Source organism: Paenibacillus sp. FSL K6-1122, from assembly GCF_037977015.1.
In the GTDB taxonomy this organism is placed as follows: domain Bacteria; phylum Bacillota; class Bacilli; order Paenibacillales; family Paenibacillaceae; genus Paenibacillus; species Paenibacillus amylolyticus.
In genome coordinates this window covers 5330858-5351776 of sequence record NZ_CP150272.1, presented here as the reverse complement: position 1 = coordinate 5351776, position 20919 = coordinate 5330858, and the positions used below count along the sequence as shown (strand labels likewise).

General features: G+C 44.2%; 19 protein-coding genes. 12 read left to right on the top strand and 7 right to left on the bottom strand.

Annotated features, from left to right (window positions below; translation table 11 throughout):
* Nucleotides 1–212 precede the first annotated feature (212 nt).
* Complete coding sequence (locus NSQ20_RS23975; RefSeq protein ID WP_339200045.1) at nucleotides 213–1616, top strand: DHA2 family efflux MFS transporter permease subunit; 1404 nt, start codon at nucleotides 213–215, stop codon at nucleotides 1614–1616.
* A 245-nt stretch (nucleotides 1617–1861) separates the two neighbouring features.
* Here NSQ20_RS23975 and NSQ20_RS23970 read toward each other — a convergent pair whose 3' ends face one another.
* From NSQ20_RS23970 to NSQ20_RS23955, 4 genes are all read right to left on the bottom strand, one after another.
* The gene (locus tag NSQ20_RS23970; RefSeq protein WP_339195019.1) at nucleotides 1862–3211 is read right to left on the bottom strand and encodes an amidohydrolase family protein; all 1350 of its coding nucleotides are present in this window, start codon (nucleotides 3209–3211) and stop codon (nucleotides 1862–1864) included.
* Between the two features lie 421 nt (nucleotides 3212–3632).
* Nucleotides 3633–4244, bottom strand: a complete 612-nt coding sequence (locus NSQ20_RS23965; protein WP_076329091.1) for a TetR/AcrR family transcriptional regulator — start codon at nucleotides 4242–4244, stop codon at nucleotides 3633–3635.
* Nucleotides 4245–4453: 209 nt separating this feature from the next.
* Nucleotides 4454–4882: a hypothetical protein gene (locus tag NSQ20_RS23960; protein WP_143781275.1), complete on the bottom strand. Its 429-nt coding sequence runs from the start codon at nucleotides 4880–4882 to the stop codon at nucleotides 4454–4456.
* A 34-nt stretch (nucleotides 4883–4916) separates the two neighbouring features.
* The gene (locus NSQ20_RS23955) at nucleotides 4917–5576 is read right to left on the bottom strand and encodes a hypothetical protein (RefSeq protein WP_076252844.1); all 660 of its coding nucleotides are present in this window, start codon (nucleotides 5574–5576) and stop codon (nucleotides 4917–4919) included.
* Between the two features lie 356 nt (nucleotides 5577–5932).
* Here NSQ20_RS23955 and NSQ20_RS23950 point away from each other — a divergent pair, with 356 nt between their 5' ends.
* From NSQ20_RS23950 to NSQ20_RS23935, 4 genes are all read left to right on the top strand, one after another.
* Complete coding sequence (locus NSQ20_RS23950; RefSeq protein ID WP_076252843.1) at nucleotides 5933–6202, top strand: hypothetical protein; 270 nt, start codon at nucleotides 5933–5935, stop codon at nucleotides 6200–6202.
* A gap of 199 nt (nucleotides 6203–6401) precedes the next feature.
* Nucleotides 6402–7439: an ROK family protein gene (locus NSQ20_RS23945; RefSeq protein WP_083677502.1), complete on the top strand. Its 1038-nt coding sequence runs from the start codon at nucleotides 6402–6404 to the stop codon at nucleotides 7437–7439.
* A 307-nt stretch (nucleotides 7440–7746) separates the two neighbouring features.
* Nucleotides 7747–8946 carry an MFS transporter gene (locus tag NSQ20_RS23940; protein WP_076252987.1) on the top strand — a complete coding sequence of 400 codons (1200 nt, stop codon included), beginning with the start codon at nucleotides 7747–7749 and terminating at the stop codon, nucleotides 8944–8946.
* Nucleotides 8947–9049: 103 nt separating this feature from the next.
* A complete protein-coding gene (locus tag NSQ20_RS23935; protein ID WP_076252841.1) occupies nucleotides 9050–9433 on the top strand; it encodes a hypothetical protein in 384 nt (127 codons plus the stop codon).
* Nucleotides 9434–9608: 175 nt separating this feature from the next.
* Here the strand turns inward: NSQ20_RS23935 and NSQ20_RS23930 are convergent, their stop codons facing one another.
* Nucleotides 9609–10214, bottom strand: a complete 606-nt coding sequence (locus tag NSQ20_RS23930; RefSeq protein WP_076329090.1) for a DedA family protein — start codon at nucleotides 10212–10214, stop codon at nucleotides 9609–9611.
* A 369-nt stretch (nucleotides 10215–10583) separates the two neighbouring features.
* Here NSQ20_RS23930 and NSQ20_RS23925 point away from each other — a divergent pair, with 369 nt between their 5' ends.
* The 6 genes from NSQ20_RS23925 to NSQ20_RS23900 all read left to right on the top strand — a co-directional run bounded on the left by NSQ20_RS23925 (nucleotide 10584) and on the right by NSQ20_RS23900 (nucleotide 17508).
* On the top strand, nucleotides 10584–10859 hold the full coding sequence (locus tag NSQ20_RS23925) for a hypothetical protein (protein ID WP_076329089.1): 276 nt from the start codon (nucleotides 10584–10586) through the stop codon (nucleotides 10857–10859).
* A gap of 253 nt (nucleotides 10860–11112) precedes the next feature.
* Nucleotides 11113–11415 (top strand): AbrB/MazE/SpoVT family DNA-binding domain-containing protein, encoded by a 303-nt coding sequence (locus tag NSQ20_RS23920; RefSeq protein ID WP_083677501.1) that lies wholly within the window; start codon nucleotides 11113–11115, stop codon nucleotides 11413–11415.
* On the top strand, nucleotides 11412–11747 hold the full coding sequence (locus NSQ20_RS23915; protein ID WP_076329088.1) for a type II toxin-antitoxin system PemK/MazF family toxin: 336 nt from the start codon (nucleotides 11412–11414) through the stop codon (nucleotides 11745–11747). Before NSQ20_RS23920 ends, NSQ20_RS23915 begins: the two co-directional genes overlap by 4 nt.
* A gap of 299 nt (nucleotides 11748–12046) precedes the next feature.
* Nucleotides 12047–15214 (top strand): GNAT family N-acetyltransferase, encoded by a 3168-nt coding sequence (locus NSQ20_RS23910; protein ID WP_340031021.1) that lies wholly within the window; start codon nucleotides 12047–12049, stop codon nucleotides 15212–15214.
* Nucleotides 15201–16079: a TatD family hydrolase gene (locus NSQ20_RS23905; RefSeq protein ID WP_076319943.1), complete on the top strand. Its 879-nt coding sequence runs from the start codon at nucleotides 15201–15203 to the stop codon at nucleotides 16077–16079. The genes NSQ20_RS23910 and NSQ20_RS23905 overlap by 14 nt, the downstream gene beginning before the upstream one ends.
* A gap of 265 nt (nucleotides 16080–16344) precedes the next feature.
* Nucleotides 16345–17508 (top strand): iron-containing alcohol dehydrogenase, encoded by a 1164-nt coding sequence (locus NSQ20_RS23900; RefSeq protein ID WP_036674351.1) that lies wholly within the window; start codon nucleotides 16345–16347, stop codon nucleotides 17506–17508.
* A gap of 154 nt (nucleotides 17509–17662) precedes the next feature.
* Here the strand turns inward: NSQ20_RS23900 and NSQ20_RS23895 are convergent, their stop codons facing one another.
* Nucleotides 17663–18088, bottom strand: a complete 426-nt coding sequence (locus NSQ20_RS23895) for a hypothetical protein (RefSeq protein WP_036674350.1) — start codon at nucleotides 18086–18088, stop codon at nucleotides 17663–17665.
* 276 nt (nucleotides 18089–18364) lie between these two features.
* On the opposite strand from NSQ20_RS23895, the gene NSQ20_RS23890 reads away from it, so the two are divergent.
* Nucleotides 18365–20422 carry a methyl-accepting chemotaxis protein gene (locus NSQ20_RS23890; RefSeq protein ID WP_340031020.1) on the top strand — a complete coding sequence of 686 codons (2058 nt, stop codon included), beginning with the start codon at nucleotides 18365–18367 and terminating at the stop codon, nucleotides 20420–20422.
* Nucleotides 20423–20521: 99 nt separating this feature from the next.
* Here the strand turns inward: NSQ20_RS23890 and NSQ20_RS23885 are convergent, their stop codons facing one another.
* Nucleotides 20522–20908, bottom strand: coding sequence for a Rid family hydrolase (locus tag NSQ20_RS23885; protein WP_047843941.1), 387 nt, complete (start codon nucleotides 20906–20908; stop codon nucleotides 20522–20524).
* Nucleotides 20909–20919 lie beyond the last annotated feature (11 nt).

Below are 20919 nucleotides of genomic sequence, written 5' to 3'. Positions count from 1 at the left end.
GATAACTTTCCAAAAGGAGGTTTATATATGAGCAAAACACAATGCCTTTCCTGCTATTGCAGTTCTGGTTAACATATGCAGACAGAGGTATTTAGTTCTACTTAATTTCTAACATGAATCAAAAATTTGAAAGACACTGAGGAGTGAAGGTTTTGCAATCAGGTACTATTTCTGAAAATCAAAAAGTTCCAAATGTTAAGGTTTTCCCTATTATGTTTGCATTGATGCTTGCTGGTATCATAGGTACTTTTAATGAAACGGCAATTAATATTGCTATAAGTGATATTATTAATCAGTTCGCGATTACGGAAGCTAAAGTTCAATGGTTAACAAGTGGTTACTTACTTACACTGGGAATTTTAGTTCCTCTTTCTGGACTATTGATACAATGGTTTTCAACACGTCAACTTTTCCTGACATCAGTCAGTATGTCTATCGTAGGATCTGCAATTGGTGCTATGGCGGGAAGTTTTGATATCTTGCTATTAGGGAGGATACTTCAAGCAGCTGGAGCAGGGCTATTATTCCCATTGATGCTTAATACGGCTCTTATTATATTCCCAGCCGAGAAACGCGGAAAAGCGATGGGACTAGTCAGTCTTGTGTTCACAGCGGGACCTGCTTTAGGCCCAGCCATCTCAGGTCTTTTAATTGATTATCTAAGCTGGAATTGGATATTCTGGGTATCGTTGATGGCTCTGGTGCTTGCTTTGTTGGCAGGCGTAGCGTTTATGAAAAATGTAGCACCTATAACCAAACCACGTATTGATATATACTCTCTAGTCTTGTCGACAATTGGTTTTGGTGGACTTGTTTATGGTATTAGTAGTGCAGGAGAGGGAGATCATGGTTGGAGTAACCCTGTTGTTATTGTACCCCTGATTGCCGGGGTTATCGCATTAATCCTATTTGTCATTCGTCAACTGAACATGAAAAAACCTCTAATGAACTTAAGAACTCTACAGAACCCTATGTTTGCTATAGGTACTTTGCTGGTATTCATATGTATGATGGTTTTTCTATCGTCCATGTTCATTCTTCCCATGTTTATGATTCGAGTTCTTGAATTAAGCGCACTGACGACTGGACTTATTCTTCTACCAGGCAGTGTAATTTCAGCTGTACTTTCTCCTGTCGTAGGGGCACTATTTGACAAATTCGGACCTAAGTTTTTGGTAGTCCCTGGTCTTATCATAGTTGCAGTCACTCTATGGTTCTGTTCTAATATTACGGTTGCTTCGTCCATTGCTTTGATTATGGTCATGCATACCTGTCTAATTGTCGGAATTCTGATGGTATGGATGCCTGCTCAGACAAATGGTCTGAATCAGCTACCTTCTGATATGTACCCCGATGGTGCGGCTATATTGAACACACTTCAACAAATCGCAGGCGCTATCGGTATTGCAATGGCAGTAAGTATCATGACAACCGGAACCGCAGAATTTATTAAGAGTGTGGCTGATCCTACGGAGCTGGGAAATGCAACACTGGCGTTAACCGCTGGTATGCAGAACGCATTATTCTTCACGATGTTTGTAGCCCTTGCCGGACTTGTTCTAGGTGTATTTGTAAGACGAGTGAAAGTTCAGAAGTGGTCTGGAAACTCGGAATAGTCATAATATAGCTCTGCCAGATCATTGGACTACTATTATGAGACAACTTTACCGAATACTGATTTGATGATGATCTAATAAGTTGAGATACAGATCATCTTTTAAAAACTAAATTGTACCCTACAAGATAGACACTTTTTGAAAAAGTCCATCTTGTAGGGTGTTTTTCAAAAGGTTGTAAAAATACCGTTGACCCAATAATCATAGAGGATAACAATATACCAAGCATGATTTCACCCCTGAATTTACCAAACTGAGTTTAGAACATCGTCGACTTCTGTGATTCTTGTGACAGATGGTGTTTGAATTAGATTTCCTTTGACCATGACCATAGAGATGTCTGACAAGGCCTCGATATGTTCCAGTGGATTTTGCTCCATGATAATCAGATCGGCATTTTTTCCGATATCCACCGTCCCTGTAACATCCTCAACACCGAGGATTTTCGCATTGGTTCGAGTCACCATGTCGATGACCTGTTTGTTGTTCAGGTTGGCCTGCCTCATGTAGTGGTCCATCTCTCTCCACATATCATAGTGAGTCACGTAAGGCATGGAGGCATCGGTACCGATCCCAATGGTGATGTCGTTTTCGATCGCTTGTTTTACGCCTTTGAGCATGGAATCGTAGACGAGTCTGGAGTTCTCTTTTACTGTTGCACTTACCTTCGTTACGTTGGTATCCAATGAAGCGGAGGGATAAGCGGCTTGCAGGGTGGGGATGAGTGCGGTGTAGCCATTCAAGGCATTGGGATTATTTTTGTACAAACGAATGATTTCGTCATCCATCTCCGAACCGTGCTCAATGGTATCGACGCCACCTTGTAACGCAACCCGTACGCCTTCCGTGCTCTCCACATGCGCTACCACCCGCAAACCAATCTTATGCGCTACCACCCGCAAACCAATCTTATGCGCTTCATCGCAGATCGCCGCAACTTCGTCCACCGTCATCTGTAAACGGCCAGCCTCGCCGACTATTTTCGCATCCGTCACACCACCCGTCACACAGATTTTGATCAGATCCACGCCGTGTTTCACATTAATGCGTACATTTTTTCGTGCTTCCCACGGAGAGTCACCAACCAGAGCCAGAAATGGAGCACCGTGCCCACCCGTGACACTTAGGAAAAACCCGGAGACGAGCAGATTGGGGCCGACAAAGTCACCGTTGTTAATCTCATCCCGCAGCTGGACATCCGTGTAAAAGAATTCCCCCACACTGCGCATCGTTGTTACACCCGCATGGAGTGCGGTCAGTGCATTGCGTTTCATTCGTTTTTTCAAAACGTTTCTGCCAAACTTCGTGTTCAATATTCGATCATAGCCAAACTGCAACAAGCCTTCACTGACCGAGAGACTGAACGGTTTTCCATCTGCAAAGAGGTGTACGTGTGCATTGATCAGTCCTGGCATTATGTATTTTCCTGAGAGGTCGATGGTTGTGTAGTGACTTGGGATATGCAAATCGTTATCTCGGCCGATATCCTGAATAAGTCCTTGTTCATTGACGAGAATGGTCATATTTTCTTGCAAATTGCGGCTTGAGTCGCCGTGGATCAGATTGACGTTTTTCAATGCGTAAGCGGTGTTCATGTTGTGTTCCTCCTTAGAATGTGGATGGGATTATATAAGTTGAAAGAGGGTATGTACACTTGCCACTCCGATGACAGAACAACCTTCGGATCGCTGTTATCCCCAGATTTTTTTGATTCCCTCTTAATAGGGAAAATCCGGTGATAGCTTATGCTTCCGATGTAGCTTTCTTTCAGAAAGCTTTCAGGCGAACGCTTCGTTTCCTCTGGTTGTTTCTGTCCTCTCCGTTATCGTGTAAATGTAGGTTCAACTTAAATAGTTTGGTAAATGGTAAATATCCAACTTAAAAATGAATTATAAATTCATTTTTGGGTCAAAAAAATAGAGTGACTTAATATTAGTGTTTTTTTGCGTGCAAACCAAGTGAAGTTGATCTGATCTGCACGCTTTGTCTACCTGGCATAAGTGATGAGATGAAGCGTTATTCGTTGAGACTCTTCATACCGTACAGTCTGTATACATACAACGCCTCAAAGATTTGCTTCCGGCTGTCCTCACTCATCTCTCGCTTCAATAGATCCAGGTTCATATCAATCACGTTGTGCGCGAGAATGTTCAGCAAGATCAGGTTCTCCTCGGTGCCGATCTCATATCGTTTATATTGATTCTTCAGATAGGCCTTCTTGGTTTCGATCATCAGCTCAACAAGCTCATTCTTGGCGTTGGTGTAGATGGTGCCTTTATTCTTTTCAAAGATAATGACAATCTGATTCCGGTATTTTCGTAATACATCCACCTGTTCCTGCAACAGTGCCGACTTTCGCTCGCTATCCGTTTCCTCGAACAAGGTCTGATTATCAAAGTGGATCGTCTCCACCAGCACATTTTTTAGATAATCCACGAGATCCGGCGGCACAACGGCGTAGAATAATTCTTTCTTATTCTTAAAATAAGTATAGATATTGCCCACGGAAATATTGATCTCATCCGCGATATCGCTCATCTTGGCATCCACATAGCCTTTTTCAAAAAAGACCTTGAGCGCTGCGTATTCAATCTCTTTCCTGACTTCGTCTTTCTTGGCTTGCACCATCGGGAACGACTCCTTAATAGTGAATGGTTGGTTCGTTATTAGGATAGACCTTTTTGAGGGTGGGTGTCAAATGGGGGAGGGAATGCCAATAATAATGTAACAAATATGCTATCTAAGTTGTAGCCAAGTGGATATTATTTATTTTGTCGGACTCGAATACAAGAAAAATTAAGCATCCATAGTTCAGTCGAATATTGAACCAAGGCTGCTTAGGGATTTTTGGCAACTGTCCTAGAAGACATAATTGATGTGTTCATTCCTAGAGTCCAAGCATATAAATTTCCGTTAACGTCAGAATAATAATTACCAAAGTAAGCAATGGTACTCGTGTTCGGATCAGCGTATTTAATAACTCTTCCGTTAGTAGACTCAGTATTAGTTTTTGTAATATTAACTACACCAGTAGTATCCCACCTTGAGGCTCCGTTACTGACATATCCAGCGTATGTTGAGTCAACATTTTGGAGATTATAAGTGAAATTTGAAGAACCTTGATGATTGTTACAATCAACAGAGTATCCAGAAGATTCTCCATTCTGGTGACAAGTATTAGGAGACTTATGTGCATATGCATTTATAGGAACAAGAGTTGATAAAAGAAGAGATGATACTGACAATTTTACTAGGAATTTTCTCATAATCTATACCCCATTTCTTTCTCATTGTTAATAACTACTTAGTTACTGATTCTATTTTCTTAATGAATTCTTCTTCGTTGAGCACTTGGGTGTTAGTCGTTTCATTGAGATTTAAAGTATGGTTATTCTCAATATCATAAAGTTCTTTGTCAATATAACCTAATTTTTCAACATTGTTATTTCTAATATTTTTATACATATTAGTCTCTTCACCCAGTATCCAATAAAGGTTTGGATATTCTTTTGCCACAGAACCAACAGCTTTTTTCAAGAATAGAATATATTCTTCATTTTCTTGGAATAACGGATTATCATTAAACAAGACTTCATTATTACCTTGTTGCATGATACTAATAGTTTCTGATACTAGTGTAGGGTCACTTTTTTGAGTACTTAGAATTTGAGCATTAAATATACTTTTAGGGACAGGTTCGGTAAGTTCACCAAGGTTTTCACGTAATACTACTTTGACAATTAAATCGGCTTGTTTAACCCCATCCTCGAAGGGAAATACCTCTAGTTGACCTCTGAAGGTTTTCTTTTCATTCGTTTCTTGAATATTAATAGGTCCTGAAGTCTGAGCATCCCCATTAACGACTGTCCCTGAATTCCTTTGATCAAGTGTACCTGAGTAAATCATTCCACCTGTCATTAAAGAGAGTATGACTGTTGAAAAAACTAATTTTTTATTCATAAAGCTAACCTCCAATCAAAATTTATGTTCTTTTCAATAATTAGACAGTGGAATTTATTGAAATGTTTCAAATATGTATATAAAAAATTGAATTAATGATTGTTTTATGTTGGAAATCTAAAATAATAATACTTTATAAAGCCGCATTTGCTTCTGGCAACGTCAAAGTTTTCATTTACACAAAAATCTTGATGCTACCTGCTACACATGCAAAGCTTAAAAATTACTATAAATTCAGTCAAATAGATGATTACTTTTAATAAACAATGATGTGAGTAGGAATACAATGGTACGTTCTCACGTACCACATCTTTTCTAGTGAGATGTTACCCTCTCCTTAACAAAGGAGTGGTGACATGACAAGTACCAACAGCGAAGACCTGAGTTCACAGTACGCACAACACATTGAACAGGAAGACGACTACGTTAACCAACTGGTCACATGTAACAAACTCATATTAGACGCCATGGACATCATCGCAAAGCAGGCAGGTGTGCTAGAGATGGATACCGTGAAACAAGCAGCGTATCACCTTCATGCCATGGAACAGGATCTGAACCGAAAGTTATTTGAAGTTCGACTGGAGAAGAGCATCTTGGCAAATCAAATGAGCCAGTCTACATAAAATCACCTTAACAAAAGGACAGCGCAGGATCATACAAGATGATCTTGCACTTTCTTTTTACCTTCCCGTCAAAACGATTTTTGCTCCCAATTAAGCATTGACTTTCCCCACAAATCCCCCTAAACTTCAATTATTAAAATACTTTTAAAAACTTTCATTGAATGGTTCGAAATGAACGAAAGGAGGCATATAACTAACCATGTTACCTACATCACACAACACCCAACAGGTGAAGCGCATTAATGTCGAACTGGTGAAGAACACGCTCCGATCCATGGGAGTAGGCACGAAGGCTTCGATTGCGAACCTGACCAAACTCAGCGTGGCGACATGCGGCACGATCCTGAATGAGTTGCTTCAGACGGGTGAGATTATCGATCTGGGTCCAGACGAATCGAGCGGGGGAAGACCAGCGAGTCGGTACCAGTTTAATGCTGACTACGCGAGTGTGCTCTGTCTGATTATTCGAACGGAGGGTGGCATTCACTCGATTACACATACATATGCCAATCTGAACGGAGAGATGGCGGACGAACAGACACTCTTTTTGGATGAGATTAATGTCCCGGTGGTAGAGGATCTAATTGCAAACCTGATCGAACAACACCACAATGTGCAGGCGATTGGTATCGGCATACCTGGGGTGGCGCTCAACGGCGTTATTGGCATTTGCGATGTACCGGAGCTGATGTATCAGCCACTCGGGCCAAGGCTCAAGGAGCAATATGAAGACGTGGAAGTGGTCATTGGCAACGACATGAACCTGACCGTTTACGGTCTGTACAACCAGCAGCAATTTGAGGAAGAGAAGAACTTTGCGGTGGTGACTTTTCCGGAGAACCATTTTCCGGGTGCAGGTTTTATCATTGATGGTCGTCCGCTGACAGGGAATACGCAATTTGGGGGCGAGGTGTCCTTTTTACCTTTTGGCGTGTCACGAGAAGAGCAACTGCGCATGTTGAAAACGACAGAGGGTTTGCAGGAGCTCATCGTACAGACGCTTGTATCCATCATCGCGATCATTAACCCCGCTACGATTGTAGTCACTGGGGATACGACGGACCCTGCTATGAGGGATGACCTGATGCAAGGTTGTCTGGATCGAATGATTCCACTGGAGCATATGCCGGAGTTGATCATCCAAAGAGACACTCGTCGCGAATATGTCACGGGGCTGGTCGCGGTGACCCTGGAGAGCCTGACCTACCGTATTCAGGTAATTGAGAAGCAATGGTAAAGGAAAAAGGAGCTTTTACGAGTATTCTATTTTTAGGAATAAAGCTTAACCATGTTTCCTATTTCAAATGTACAAATCATTGACACGATAACGTAGAGGGCAGAACCAATCTGAAGAACGCCTTTATCACTGTATTTTCACCTTTAGGAACAAATCAAAAAAATACAGGGATAACAGCGGTCGGAAGATGGTACTGCAATCGTAGTTATAACGTGCAATCATTTTCCTGAACACACTGGAGGAACTTATTTTGAATCAGCAAGCTGGTACACAAGGGAACAAACGAAAGTTCAACAAGCTCTACGCTATGCAACTGGCAACGATCTTTCTGGGATTTATCGTATTCGGGATATCGGAAAATATTAAGGGGCCGGCCATTCCGCGCATTCAATTCGACTTCAATCTGGATGAGAAACAGCTCGGGACGTTATTGTCCCTGAATGCATTGGGGTACCTGATCGCGTGCTCTTTCACGGCTATTCTGGTTCGCAAATGGGGCATCAAGGCGGTTAGCATCATATCGTTTGCATCGATGATCCTCTCGGGTGTGTTCATTTATGTGTCTCATACCTATCCACTCTTTGCTTCATCGTACTTCTTCATGTACATCGGTAACGGCATGCTGGAGATTGCTTTGGCGATTCTGGGTGCACGGATTTTTGTGAAAAACACAGGTACGATGATGAACTTGTCCCATTTCTTCTATGGGCTGAGTTCAACGGTGGCGCCTTTACTGGCGACGGGTGTCATGTCCTTGAAAGTGTTTGGTCACGAACTGGACTGGCGCGGCATGTATCTGGTGATGTTATCACTCTGTCTGCTGCCGATCATTGCGGCGCTGCGCAGCAAATTTCCGGGGGATGATCTTCCTCATGAAGATCGGACTTCACTGAGGACGTTAACACGTGATCCTGCCCTTTGGCTGATGGTGCTCATTCTTTCTTTTGGCGTGGTATCGGAGCTGGCGGTTGGAGGTTGGCTGGTTAATTTCCTGGAAAAAGCCTACACGTGGGACACGGTCAAAGCTTCCGGGTTATTATCTGCGTTCTTCCTCACGTTCTCGCTGGGACGACTGCTGCTTGGACCATTGACGGACCGGATCGGATTTGTATTGTCACTGATTATGTTCTCAGCTTTCTCGGGAGTATGTACGTTCGTGGCGCTTGCAGGGGGAGAGCGACTTGCGATTTTCTTTGCGATATCTGGCGCGGGAATAGCGATGATCTATCCAACAGTTATGGCGTTTATCGCACGCAGATATCCGAATGGCAGTGACACCGCGATTACATTCACGGTTACCTTGATGGGGGTTGGTAGTGTTATCGGTAACTATGTGATTGGCTGGGTGATTGAGGGTGTGAAGAATCTGTACGGTTCAACGACTCAGTTGGGACTGCTGCGCGGACTTCAAGCGGGATATGGATTCATCGGTTTATGTGCGGTGATCTGTGCGGCATCTGGCGTAGTGTTGTATGTGTATTTGAAAAGACGACAGGAACTGATTTAAATACTTATAAACCAAAGCAATAAATAATTTTTAATGGCTCTTTTCTCACTTAAACATTAGAGTGGGAAAAGAGTTTTTTTATGAACAAGGAAGGAAATGCAAAATGAAAAGGATAGTATTATTGTTTTTAATTTGTTTATGTCCCCTTATCATTGTAGCTTGTAATCAAAAAAACAATGACGATGTTGTGGCAGAGATAGAATATCATAAGGAAGGAAATGTAATCAAAATCACTCAAAGAGACACTGTTAATCAAATTCTAAATATTTTAGAATCTGCTCAAAAGAACAAGAAGGTTATTGATGTAGGGAAAACAGACGAAAAAATAGTTGTTAATTACAGTAGCAATGATATCAAAATTTTTGATCTATACATCGATTTTGATAAGAGTGTCGGTATGGTCGTAATGGAATCTGACAGTAATTATGCTTATGAGCTATCAAGTCAGTCTATAAAAGACTTAAAAACAATTCTAAAAGGGACTTAAAATAGAAATTAATTTTTCTATCAGTATCTTATTAGTTAGATAGTCATTAAACCGATAAAACCCCACTGATCCTTAGGATCGAGTGGGGTCTTACATATAATCAGATGAATTTTAGCATACGACTTATTTCAAAAAAAACATCAATCTGCGCATCTCTTTTCCTTACTTAACAAACCTATGACTTGTTCAAAGCCGTTCTTCTTTTCCAACGTTTCAAAAGCACGTACAATCCAAAGGCGCCTAAGAAAACCAACGCTGCCGGAACGATATAAGGCTTAACAATTTCATCCACATGCTCCCATTGAGAGCCTAATTTGAAGCCTAAGTAAATGTACAATGATGTGATCGGAAGCATGGCCAAGAATGTAAAGATACTGAATTTAAACACATTCATCTTCGCCATACCACAAGGGATGGAGATCACGGTCCGAATGCCGGGTACAAAACGTCCATAGAAAGCTACCCCGCTGCCATATTTCTCGAAGAACTTATCGGAAGCGTCCAGATGGTGGGGGCGAATCAAGAAATACTTGCCGAATTTTTCGACCATCGGTCTGCCACCGTATCGTCCCAGGGCATATAACGTCAGAGGTCCAAACGTACCACCTACGGTACCAGCCAGAATAGCCAGCCACAGCTTCATATCCCCAAGATACACCCAATATCCCGCCATGGGCAGTACAAGTTCAGCGGGTACGAATTCAAACGATAAGGCAATGACCAGACCTGAGTATGACAAATCTTTAAAAAAGAGTATAAATTGCGTGATCCATTCTGTCATGCTTTCCCTCCATGAATCTATCTTTTTTATATATAAAAGAAACACTCCTATACAAAGAGTAACAATAGCGAATAGAGCTTGTCAAAGTTCACATGAAAGTCCATTTCAGGACACACTGCGGCAATATGTTTACCCGTACATAAGGCATGGATTCATTGACACTTCATACAGAAGTGGATACCAGGCAATGATATAATCATCTGAAAATGCTTCCAATTATAGTATGATAAGACTATCACTAGCTTCTTCACCATCCTGTACATAAAGAGAAGGAGATCAGAACATGACCGAAACTTCGATTATCGACCAGATCCATATTATTGAATACGCCCCCTCTTACGCTGCTGTGCGCAAGACCGTGGAGGCCGGATGGCCGACGGGAGTTGTGGTTTTGATTTCTTTGACTATACGTGGAAAAAGGGAGATGTCTCCCTGCGGGCTGAATTTGAAAAGTCGGGTCGCGGGCTGACTGCCCTCGAAACACCGGATTACGAAATCTCTACAGAGGTCGATGATCAAGATCTGGTTTTCGGTTCCAGCTATAAGGTTCGCTATCGCATTAAGAACACTTCTGCGTCCGAACTGGCAGTCGAGATCAAGGCACATTATACAAGGGTAAGCTACCGAGGGACTATAGCTCCATAAAACAGGGGCAGTCTGGACTTCATTTTTTCGTCTAAGGCTTACAGCTGTTTTTCATTGTTGGGGATGATCTGACTGTGAAACCTCGTTTCGACCAAATGAGGTTTTTTTATATGCTTATTTTGCTTTATACCAATGGTATATCTATTCATAATCATAGGCTGTACAATCATTATTTTATGGTTGTATACAATGTATCCTTTTATTGTTTCATGTATATCATATAGATATACAACTGTAAGGAGGTGAGGTATAATTGGAGCATCAATCAAACGAAAGGCGTGGGATTGCCATGACTACAGCCACACTTAGCAAATGGGGAAATAGCAGTGCAATTCGCATTCCTAACCAATTGCTTAAGCGTCTTAATCTGGAAGAAGGCTCGGAAATCGAGATTTTGGTGACAGAAGATAATGAATTGTTGTTGCGTCCAAAAACCAAGCCTGTAGAGTCCAATGAGGAACTACGTAGCCATCTAAAGACTTTGCTCTCTAAAGTGAAACAGGATACAAGACATGAAGAAATAGACTTTGGTACTGAAGGGAACGAGTTACTTTGATTATTCCCAAACGAGGCGATCTGATATGGCTTGACTTTGATCCTCAAGAGGGTCACGAGCAAACCGGGAGACGACCGGCTATTGTTCTATCGGAACTTGAATTCAATGAAATAACGGGTTTTGCCGTTGTATGTCCCATAACGAGCCAAGCCAAGGATTATCCTTTTGAAGTTACACTACCAGAAGAGCTGCCATTTTCAGGTGTTGTTTTGACGGATCAGTTGAAGAGTCTTGATGTGCGGCAACGACGTATCCAAATTGCGGGGCATGCCGAACCAACCTCTGAATTTATGAAATCAGTTCTACGCAATGTCCGTTCTATATTGGCATAATTGAAAATTAGTAGCTGATCATATTCCTAAATCCACGTCTAACTAAAAGACGTGGATTTTTTCTTTCATGCCTAAATAGATTCGTCCATCCTTGACGCTTCTAACAAGAGCTTCCGAAAGGCACATATAAGTTGGAAAGAAAGATTTTTAATTCTCTGAAAATGCTTCCATTTATAGTATGATAAGACTATCGCTAGCTTCTTCAAACATGGCCTGTATTATCTCTGCGGCTATCGGGCAAAGGCCATATCGAAAGTTCACAAAGACCATCCTATAGATAAAGATAAGGAGATCAGAACATGACTATAACTTCGATTATTGATCAAATCCATATTATTGAATACGATCCCTCTTACGCTGCCGCACTCGCGGATATGTGGAACCGTAGTAATGAAAGCTGGGGTGGCGGCACCAACCTTAGAACAGAGGAAACAGTTCGCCGGGAGATGGAGAGTTCGTCCAATCTTTATGCATTTCTAGCTGTTCATGAGAAAGAGGTTGTTGGCTTCTGTAGTTTTGCTCATTACCGCTATGACGAGAGAGCGCTATATGTACCGCTGCTTAACGTGCGCCCCGACTATCACGGTTATAAGGTTGGACGCAACCTGATCCTGAATGCTGTGCGCAAGACCGTGGAGGCTGGATGGCCCCGCCTGGATCTGTTCACATGGGCAGGAAATACAAAGGCTGTACCGATGTACAAAAAATGTGGATTCTTCTGGGAGAAAAAAGACGATAATGTGCATCTGATGAATTTCATCCCTACCATTTTGCAGACCGAAGCACTTGCTCCTTATTTCGAGGAGTTGGATTGGTATGCAGACAGCACCCGTGAACTTGTCACCGAGCCAGATGGCCGACGGGAACGTGGTTTTGATTTCTTTGACTACACGTGGAAAAAGGGAGATGTCTCCCTGCGGGCTGAATTTGAAAAGTCGGGTCGCGGGCTGACTGCCCTCGAAACACCAGATTACGAAATCTCAACAGAAGTCGATGATCATGATCTGGTATTCGGTTCCAGCTATAAGGTTCGCTATCGCATTAAGAACAATTCTGCGTCCGAACTGGCGGTTGAGATCAAGGGTGAGGATAACAAAAACATTCGATTTGCGCTGGACATTGCACAAGCAGTCGCTCCGGGAGAAACCATCATCGTGGAAGGTCAGTTTCACCTTGATCCAATTACAGAGGAACAGAATAACAATAAGACTCATCCCGTGGTTGTCAGCACATGGTTGATTGGCGGTAAGAAAGCGGAGTTCAGGTTAGGTATTGCCCCGAAATTCCCGGCCAAGATCAAGACCATCTTGCCTGTGAAGGAACTCTATCCAGGCATCCCGGCGGAGTTGGTTCTGAACGTGGAAAATAATGTGGATGCCGAAACGGAGTTCAGCTTGGACCTGCCAGAGGATGAATTCCTGGAATGGGCGGAGCGTTCGGTGCGCTTTACGGTGCCTGCCAAAGGTAAGATGTCTGTGCCAGTGCCTTTCACCTTGCGTTCATATGGTCTCTATTCCCAAGAAGTAGAAGTGACGGCTGTCCCAGTGGGGAACCATGCGATCTCTTTTACAAGCAAACTTTCTGTACTGATGAAGGGAATCGAAGGGAAATATGGCGGGCAGATTGAGGATCAATGGGTGGCTGTTAACGGCGCATTCTCGCTCCATATGAACAAGCAAGATAATAACATGTGGATTGAATACCCGGGCTCCCGTCATTCGTTCTGGTGGACTTATCCGAAGCTGGGTAAGCCGTTTGCCGAAGAGTTATCCAAGAAACAAGCAAAAGAAGTGAATATTTATCCCGAAGGGGAACGTCAGGTTCTTGAAGCACTGTATGACTCGGAGGATTTCCCTGGCTTGCAGATCAAGTCTGTGGTCAAGCTGTCTGCGAATGGAGTTGCCGAATTTCACCACGAAGTCGAAAATACAAGAGATACTGCCTGGGAAGAGGACCTGTATCTAATGAATAACTTTGGGTTCTATGGTAGCAGGTTAATCCTTCCTTACCAAGGTCGTTTTGTGGATATGGGGGATTCTTACGCTGGCGATCCGAGCCATTGGAATAGCTCACAGATTACGGAGAACTGGCTGTTCTGCAAAGAAGAGTATGGTGCCAGCGGTATCTATTGGGACCCTTCTCTGAAGCTGCTTCGCCCGGAATACACGCTGGGGTTTCAGCATGACCTTGGCCGTATTCCCGCAGGAGCCGTTGTGCGGACCAAGGCAACTGTATATGCCCTGAACACGTTTGCCAAATGGTCGGATTTCCGTGCGTTTGCACGGAAGCAGCGTAACCCTGTCATTCCGTTGCTGGACAGCCATCTGGATCTGACACTGAGTGAGGGGAATCCATTTGCCCCGGACGTGCTGCAAGCAACGTTGACTGAACACAAACTGGTTCCGCTTGCGGGCAAGCTGGAGCTGTATGTGCAGGAGGGTGGCAAACCGGAGGTTATGGCCAATGCTAAGGAATTCAATCCGGAGCAGAACCTAAACTCCGCCAAGCTGACATTTTCACCAGACGAAGCGGACCGAGACCAGCACGTGAGTGGTTGGAAAGTTCGTGGGCTATACCGGGGCGAAGATCGGATTCAGGAGCGAACTGCCCTTTGGTTCCCGCAGAGCGGAACAGAGGTGAAGCAGAAGATTGAAGAAGGTTCTGCTGGACCTTTGTACACTGTAGACAATGGAGTGTTGTCGATCGCTGTTGCTCCTGTATTCGGGAGTGTAGTACATTCCCTGCAATATGCAGGAGAAGAATGGCTGGATAGCTCGTACCCTGAACCGGCTCCACGCTCGTGGTGGAATCCGTGGTATGGCGGGCTGGGTGTCGGGGTTCCAGGCATGAATGGTTTCAGCCGCCAGTTGGAACAAAGAGCCGCTTCCTGGACAGAGCAGAAGGATCAATACGGCAACGTCTGGAAGGGTATAAAGCTGACTACCCGGATTGAGAAGCATGAAGCGAATCGTGGGATCACGATCCACCAGCATTATCTGATGCTGCCGGGTGTCCCTGTACTCTGCACGCTACTTGCCGTGACAAACGAAAGCGGCCTGACGCTGACGGATTACTCGCTTGCGGAGGAACGTTTCCTCCGGCCTTCATCTGTCTTTGCGGAAGGTTGGATAGAACAATCGGGTAAAGATCGATTCCCGCTAGGCAAGGTGGATTTGGGCCTTCCACTTGAAGACCTTTTGCGAGTAGGATCGGTTTCGCGTGAAAACATGCTGCATGCGGTACATCGTTACCCGAATCAGAGTGCATGGGGGTTTGCCAATAATCAGGTGACGGGTCTGAATGTTCATCATCATCTGACACTCCAGCAGGGGGAGACGGTCTGGACGGAGCCGACGTATCTGGTTCTGGGACCAATCCCGCTAAGTTCACCGGATGTGCAGGACCTTCTCAAACTTAATTTTGCAACTTCTACCGATGAAAAGGAGGCTTCACATGCCGATCATTGATATTCATATTCACCTGTCGGACATCGACAGCTTTCACCGAACAGCGATTGATCTGTCTAAAGTGGATTACTCTGCCGCTGGTCTTAAAGCGGAGTTTGATAAAAACGACGTCATTATGGGTATCGGAATGGGGGTTACGGAGCAGACGAAGGGAGCGTTCCCGGATTCCAGTTCCCCTAACCCGATGGGACTTGATCTGGAAGAGAAGGTTCCCTCATTCCTAATGGAATGCGTGGGGATCAATCCCAATGCGCTAGACGGTAAAAACGCTCAGGACGAACTGGACCGGATTGAAGCGAGACTGCAATCCCCTGAGGTAGCCGGAATCAAACTCTATGCTGGATACTATCATCACTATGTGTACGACAAAATCTATACCCCGGTCTATGAACTCGCAGCCAAGTATAACTTGCCTGTGGTGATTCATACGGGTGACACGTACTCCATGAATGGGTTGCTCAAATATTCGCATCCGTTGACGGTGGATGAATTAGCCTTGCAACAGCGCGGTGTGAACTTCATGATCTGTCATCTGGGTGATCCTTGGGTGATGGATGCAGCTGAAGTGGTGGCGAAGAATCCTAATGTGTATGCGGATTTGTCTGGTCTTGTGGTGGGGGATCGGCCCCATTTTGAACGGTTCATGAACGAGCCTTTGTTCATGGATCATTTCCGCCGGGCCTTGGTCTATTCGGATCATTACGAGAAAATGCTGTTTGGCACCGACTGGCCGCTTGCGCCCATCGATCTGTATGCCGAATTTGTCCGTCGACTTGTACCGGAACAGCATCATGATAAAGTCTTCTATGAGAATGCCTTCGGGCTGTTTCCGCGTATTGGACAGCGGATTGCCGATCTGGGGTAGAACCTAAGTACCGAATTATTAATATCTGAGGGGATGTAGACCATGCATGTTATGGAAGCATGCGATGGTTATATTGAATCCCTGTGATGTAAGCTCCTGCCACTTTGCTGGCAGGAGCTTTTTTTGTTCAGGAAAACAGTGTTTAGCCATGACAGACTCCATACTCATCTATTATCTCCTTCTTGCCTGTATTTGTTTTTACGAATAAAGAGAACTATAATGGTGGATGCACAAAATTTCAGATTTCTTTGGAGGAACATACGTTATGAGATCTTTTCAGTTTTATAATCCGACCCGGCTGATTTTTGGCAAAGGGCAACTTCAAGCACTACAAACCGAAGTTCCAAAATACGGAAAGCGTATTTTGCTTGTATATGGTGGTGGAAGCATCAAACGTAGCGGGCTGTACGATCAGGTAATCAGCCAGTTGAATGAGATCGGAGCAGAGGTTACGGAACTGGCTGGTGTAGAACCGAACCCGCGTCTGTCTACGGTTCATAAGGGTGTAGAACTATGCAGAACACATAACATTGATCTGGTTCTTGCGGTTGGCGGCGGCAGTGTACTTGACTGCGGGAAAGCCATCGCAGTAGGAGCCAAATACGATGGAGACATGTGGGATGTTGTTGTGCGCGAAGCAACCCCAGAAGGCGGCCTTCCACTGGGTACAATTCTAACGATGGCAGCGACAGGCTCCGAGATGAACAACGGTTCAGTAATAACCAATCAGGACACGCAGGAAAAATGGGCATGGTTCAGCGAGTATTCTTTCCCGGCGTTCTCCATTCTTGATCCGGAGTACACATACACCGTACCACTGGATCAGACTGTATACGGCATGGTGGACATGATGTCTCATGTGTTTGAACATTATTTCCATCTGGATACGAATACACCAGTTCAGCTTGGATTCTGTGAGACGATTCTTCGTACCGTCATTGATACGGCCCCTCGTCTGATTAAAGATCCAGAAAACTATGAACTGCGCGAAACCATTCTCTACTGCGGAACAATGGCGCTTAACGATGTCCTGAATATGGGTCTTGCCGGAGATTGGGCTTCTCACAATATAGAACATGCCGTTTCGGCTGTGTACGACATTCCGCATGGGGGTGGCCTTGCAATCCTCTTCCCACACTGGATGAAGCATAATCTGGATGTGGATGTAGATCGATTCAAACGTATGGCCATTAATGTATTTGATATTAATCCTACTGGAAAGTCGGACAAACAAGTTGCTGAAGAAGGCATTGAAGCGCTGCGTACATTCTGGACTTCGATTGGTGCCCCTAGCCGTCTGGCGGACTATGACATCGACGACAGTCAGATTGATGTAATGGCTGATAAAGCTATGCGATTTGGTCCGTTCGGATTCTTCAAAAATTTGCAGCGTGAAGATGTAGTACAAATTTATCAAGCTGCACTGTAATTGTAAATCTCACAATCACTTTGTATAATGAGTCACATTAAACAAGGACCTTCCTTTAATACTAAGGAACGTCCTTGTTTTTTTATTATGACATCATATCTTATGCGCTCCACCGTTTATCTGGACTTCAATATCATGTGATCCCCTTTTCGAATTAATTCTTCGGTTCAACTACGGCTTCATTGACGGGGGTATCCTTTCGTTTCAGATACAACTTGCTTGGACGATGCAAGAGCACGATAAGCAGGGCAAAGAGATGAATCAGGGTGAACAGGTTACTCTCATTTGGAATGGAAACGAATAGCGCCAGACTCAGAAACGTCACGGTGAGCTTGAACTTTCTTTTGGTGATGAATATAACAGCGAGCAGGCTGGGACCGATGATAAACAACATTCTGGCTAAGATTACGCCAGAGGCGTAAGCCAGATCATCTCCTTTACGTAAGAAACCCAGATAGGCCTCCATGTTCTGGTTGAAGTCAATGAGGAACACGATAAAGGACACAATCACGTAGATCAGTTTCACACTCAATAAAATACGCACGACATTTAATAGCGTAGGTAATGCTGTTTTTGCCATATCACTTCTCCTATTCGACATTTAATAAAGTAGGCATTTTCGGATTCAATGCGTTGTCCCTCTTCCTGCACGATATGTATTTCATATATTATACGATGTTGATGTCATATTTTGTATTAACCCAAAGTCTTCATTTTCCAATCGTTTGCAGTGGCCTTTGACCTAGTATAACTGGCGAAACAGCTTACAGATTATTTGATATCGACCGATATAAAGTAGATACATAGAATTTGGACTTCATAATGATGAAAATGAAAATGGATGGTGAATGTAATCATGGTATTTAGCAAGGCAAGAGAACGCATGCGCAACATGTCGTTCAGAGTCAAACTGCCACTTATGATCAGTCTGCTGGTGTGTATCGTACTGGCGGTAACTGCAGTAGTATCCTACACTGTAGCGGCTGTAATCACACTCGACAAAAGCAAAGATGAGATTAAAGCAACCTCGGACCGGGTGGGGGCAGGTTTGTATGCTTCACTAAGTTTGGAAGAACAATCCACCTTTTTGATCACAACACATCGGACCTTCCAGGATCTGCTGGAGATTCGGAATACGGATGGACAGGAAGGGGAGAATTTTTTCTCGGAAAACAATGAACTGCTGGATAAGGCAAGTGGTATTCTCGCAGACAGTCTGGCAGGTATGGAAGGTAACAACAGTCTGATTTTGTTGGATCGGAATGGCATTATTATTGCAGCGAATGATCCGGCAGTTATCAAGGCAGAACGCGGAGATCGGGCATATTTTCAAGAAGCAATTCAGGGTAAAAACGTGATTAGTGAAGGGATTGTAGCCAAGTCCTCAGGACAACTAGGTACGGCTTTTGCCATGCCAATCTACAATGAGAATCAAGAAGTACAGGGAGTGCTCGTATCTGCAGCATCCACCTCGTTCTTCGTTAATCAGCTACAAAATATCAATATTAATGATGAGGGAAAAGTGATCATTCTGGACCGTGTAGGTACGGTCATCTACGATTCAGCGGATGAGAAGTTGGCAGGCCAGAAGATGGAGTCCGGCGAATACCAATCATTGGTAGATCTTGCTCCTGGCGCTGAACTACAGCAAGGGGATATTAGCACAGATGAGAAAGTGGCATATTACTCCAAAATTCCAAGATCGGACTGGACCGTCGTTGTTGAAGATAAACTGAGTGATGTGCAGAAACCTTTGCGTGCGATGGCAAAACAGATGTATATTGTTCTGTTTAGTGCTATTGCGATTTCCGTCGTAGCGGGTATTCTGATCTCTTTGCTGGTAACCAGACCAATTACAAGACTAACTGTGTTGTTCAGACAGCTTGCAGGCGGCGATCTGACGGTGCAGGCTCAAGGTAAATATAGCGGAGAATTCAAACAATTGGTGGACAGCTTCAATACCATGGCAGCAGGCAATAAACAGCTGATCTCCAGCATGAACCATTCCATCGGCATCCTGAAAACAAGTACATCCGAGCTGGAACAGTCCACTCAGCAAACTTCGACCACGATTGCCGAAACAACGACAACAGCATTTGAGATCTCACGAGCGATGGAGTCCCAGGCGAACGATACGGAAGCCATTGTGGACAAATTCATGAATGTTGGTAACAAGATTGCCAACGTGAATGGAATGTCACAGGCAGTGAAGTTCAAGGCAGATGAAATTACGGATGCATTCAAAAATAATCATGAAGTTATTGATGCACTCATTGCGGTGAACGGGCAGAACGAGATTGAAGTTGGCAACATCTCCAAAATTACAGTGCAACTCGCCGAAAGCTCCTCGGGCATTCACCAGATTACAGGTACGATTGCCGAAATCGCAAATCAGACGAAATTACTTGCGTTGAATGCTTCGATCGAGGCGGCGAGAGCTGGTGATCAGGGACGTGGCTTCGCAGTCGTTGCTTCTGAGATCCGCAAGCTGGCAGAGCAGACGACAGCTCAATCGGAGGATATCAACCGAATTGTAATGCAGACCATTGATCACGTGGAGCAGAATAACCGAAGTGTTCAGGCTATTGAAGCGATTGCGGAACAGCATAAGAGCAGCGTTAGCCAGACCAAGGAGACATTCAATTTTGTCACCGAGAATATGAATGAGATGATGAGCCAGGTTCAAGCTATTGCCACAGAGATCGAATCCATTGAACGTGATAAGGATGATGTCATTGGGGCGGCACAGAACTTGTCTGCTTCCGGTGAAGAGGTGTCGGCTTCTGTTGAGGAAGTCACAGCAACAATGCAGGAACAGTCCGGCATGACGGAACATTTGACAGATATGGTGCAGAGAATTGATGGACTGACCAAACAACTGGCCGAAGAAGCATCTCGCTTCAAAACAAAATAGGAATACGAAAAGAAACCCTTTTCTCAAAAGAGAACCGGGTTTCTAGAACAAAAAGAGCACCTGTACCCATCTATGGCTACAGGTGCTCTTTGGTGTGTGTTACTCTCCTCGAATGGAAGGCGCATACGCCAGCACTTCCATTTCAATTAAATAAGGGCCTAAACCGCTGAATACGGTAATACGGGCGGGATAGGGTTGTTTAATCATTCGCGCATACACTTCGTTGTATTCGGGTTGATCCTCGACTCGGGCCAGATGAGTGGTTACCTTCACAATATGATCGAGTGTAAGTCCGGCTTCTTGCAGGATCACCTCAATATTACGAATGCACTGCTCCGTCTGCTCCTTAATGCCGCCAATGGGCTCAAGCGTCTGTGGATCGACACCTACCTGACCTGCGACGTAGAGGAAATCTCCTGCGCGGACAGCATGGGAGAAAGGAAGCGGGAACTTGGGTGCTGCACTTGCATGTATGATGGTAGACATCGTAGCGGTCA

Bases quoted from the DNA above. Each gene is read 5' to 3' on its own strand.
- NSQ20_RS23975 (WP_339200045.1), top strand. From the start codon at position 213: ATGTTTGCATTGATGCTTGCTGGTATCATAGGTACTTTTAATGAAACG.
- NSQ20_RS23970 (WP_339195019.1), bottom strand. From the start codon at position 3,211: ATGAACACCGCTTACGCATTGAAAAACGTCAATCTGATCCACGGCGAC.
- NSQ20_RS23965 (WP_076329091.1), bottom strand. From the start codon at position 4,244: ATGGTGCAAGCCAAGAAAGACGAAGTCAGGAAAGAGATTGAATACGCA.
- NSQ20_RS23960 (WP_143781275.1), bottom strand. From the start codon at position 4,882: ATGAGAAAATTCCTAGTAAAATTGTCAGTATCATCTCTTCTTTTATCA.
- NSQ20_RS23955 (WP_076252844.1), bottom strand. From the start codon at position 5,576: ATGAATAAAAAATTAGTTTTTTCAACAGTCATACTCTCTTTAATGACA.
- NSQ20_RS23950 (WP_076252843.1), top strand. From the start codon at position 5,933: ATGACAAGTACCAACAGCGAAGACCTGAGTTCACAGTACGCACAACAC.
- NSQ20_RS23945 (WP_083677502.1), top strand. From the start codon at position 6,402: ATGTTACCTACATCACACAACACCCAACAGGTGAAGCGCATTAATGTC.
- NSQ20_RS23940 (WP_076252987.1), top strand. From the start codon at position 7,747: ATGCAACTGGCAACGATCTTTCTGGGATTTATCGTATTCGGGATATCG.
- NSQ20_RS23935 (WP_076252841.1), top strand. From the start codon at position 9,050: ATGAAAAGGATAGTATTATTGTTTTTAATTTGTTTATGTCCCCTTATC.
- NSQ20_RS23930 (WP_076329090.1), bottom strand. From the start codon at position 10,214: ATGACAGAATGGATCACGCAATTTATACTCTTTTTTAAAGATTTGTCA.
- NSQ20_RS23925 (WP_076329089.1), top strand. From the start codon at position 10,584: ATGGCCGACGGGAGTTGTGGTTTTGATTTCTTTGACTATACGTGGAAA.
- NSQ20_RS23910 (WP_340031021.1), top strand. From the start codon at position 12,047: ATGACTATAACTTCGATTATTGATCAAATCCATATTATTGAATACGAT.
- NSQ20_RS23905 (WP_076319943.1), top strand. From the start codon at position 15,201: ATGCCGATCATTGATATTCATATTCACCTGTCGGACATCGACAGCTTT.
- NSQ20_RS23900 (WP_036674351.1), top strand. From the start codon at position 16,345: ATGAGATCTTTTCAGTTTTATAATCCGACCCGGCTGATTTTTGGCAAA.
- NSQ20_RS23895 (WP_036674350.1), bottom strand. From the start codon at position 18,088: ATGGCAAAAACAGCATTACCTACGCTATTAAATGTCGTGCGTATTTTA.
- NSQ20_RS23890 (WP_340031020.1), top strand. From the start codon at position 18,365: ATGGTATTTAGCAAGGCAAGAGAACGCATGCGCAACATGTCGTTCAGA.
- NSQ20_RS23885 (WP_047843941.1), bottom strand. From the start codon at position 20,908: ATGTCTACCATCATACATGCAAGTGCAGCACCCAAGTTCCCGCTTCCT.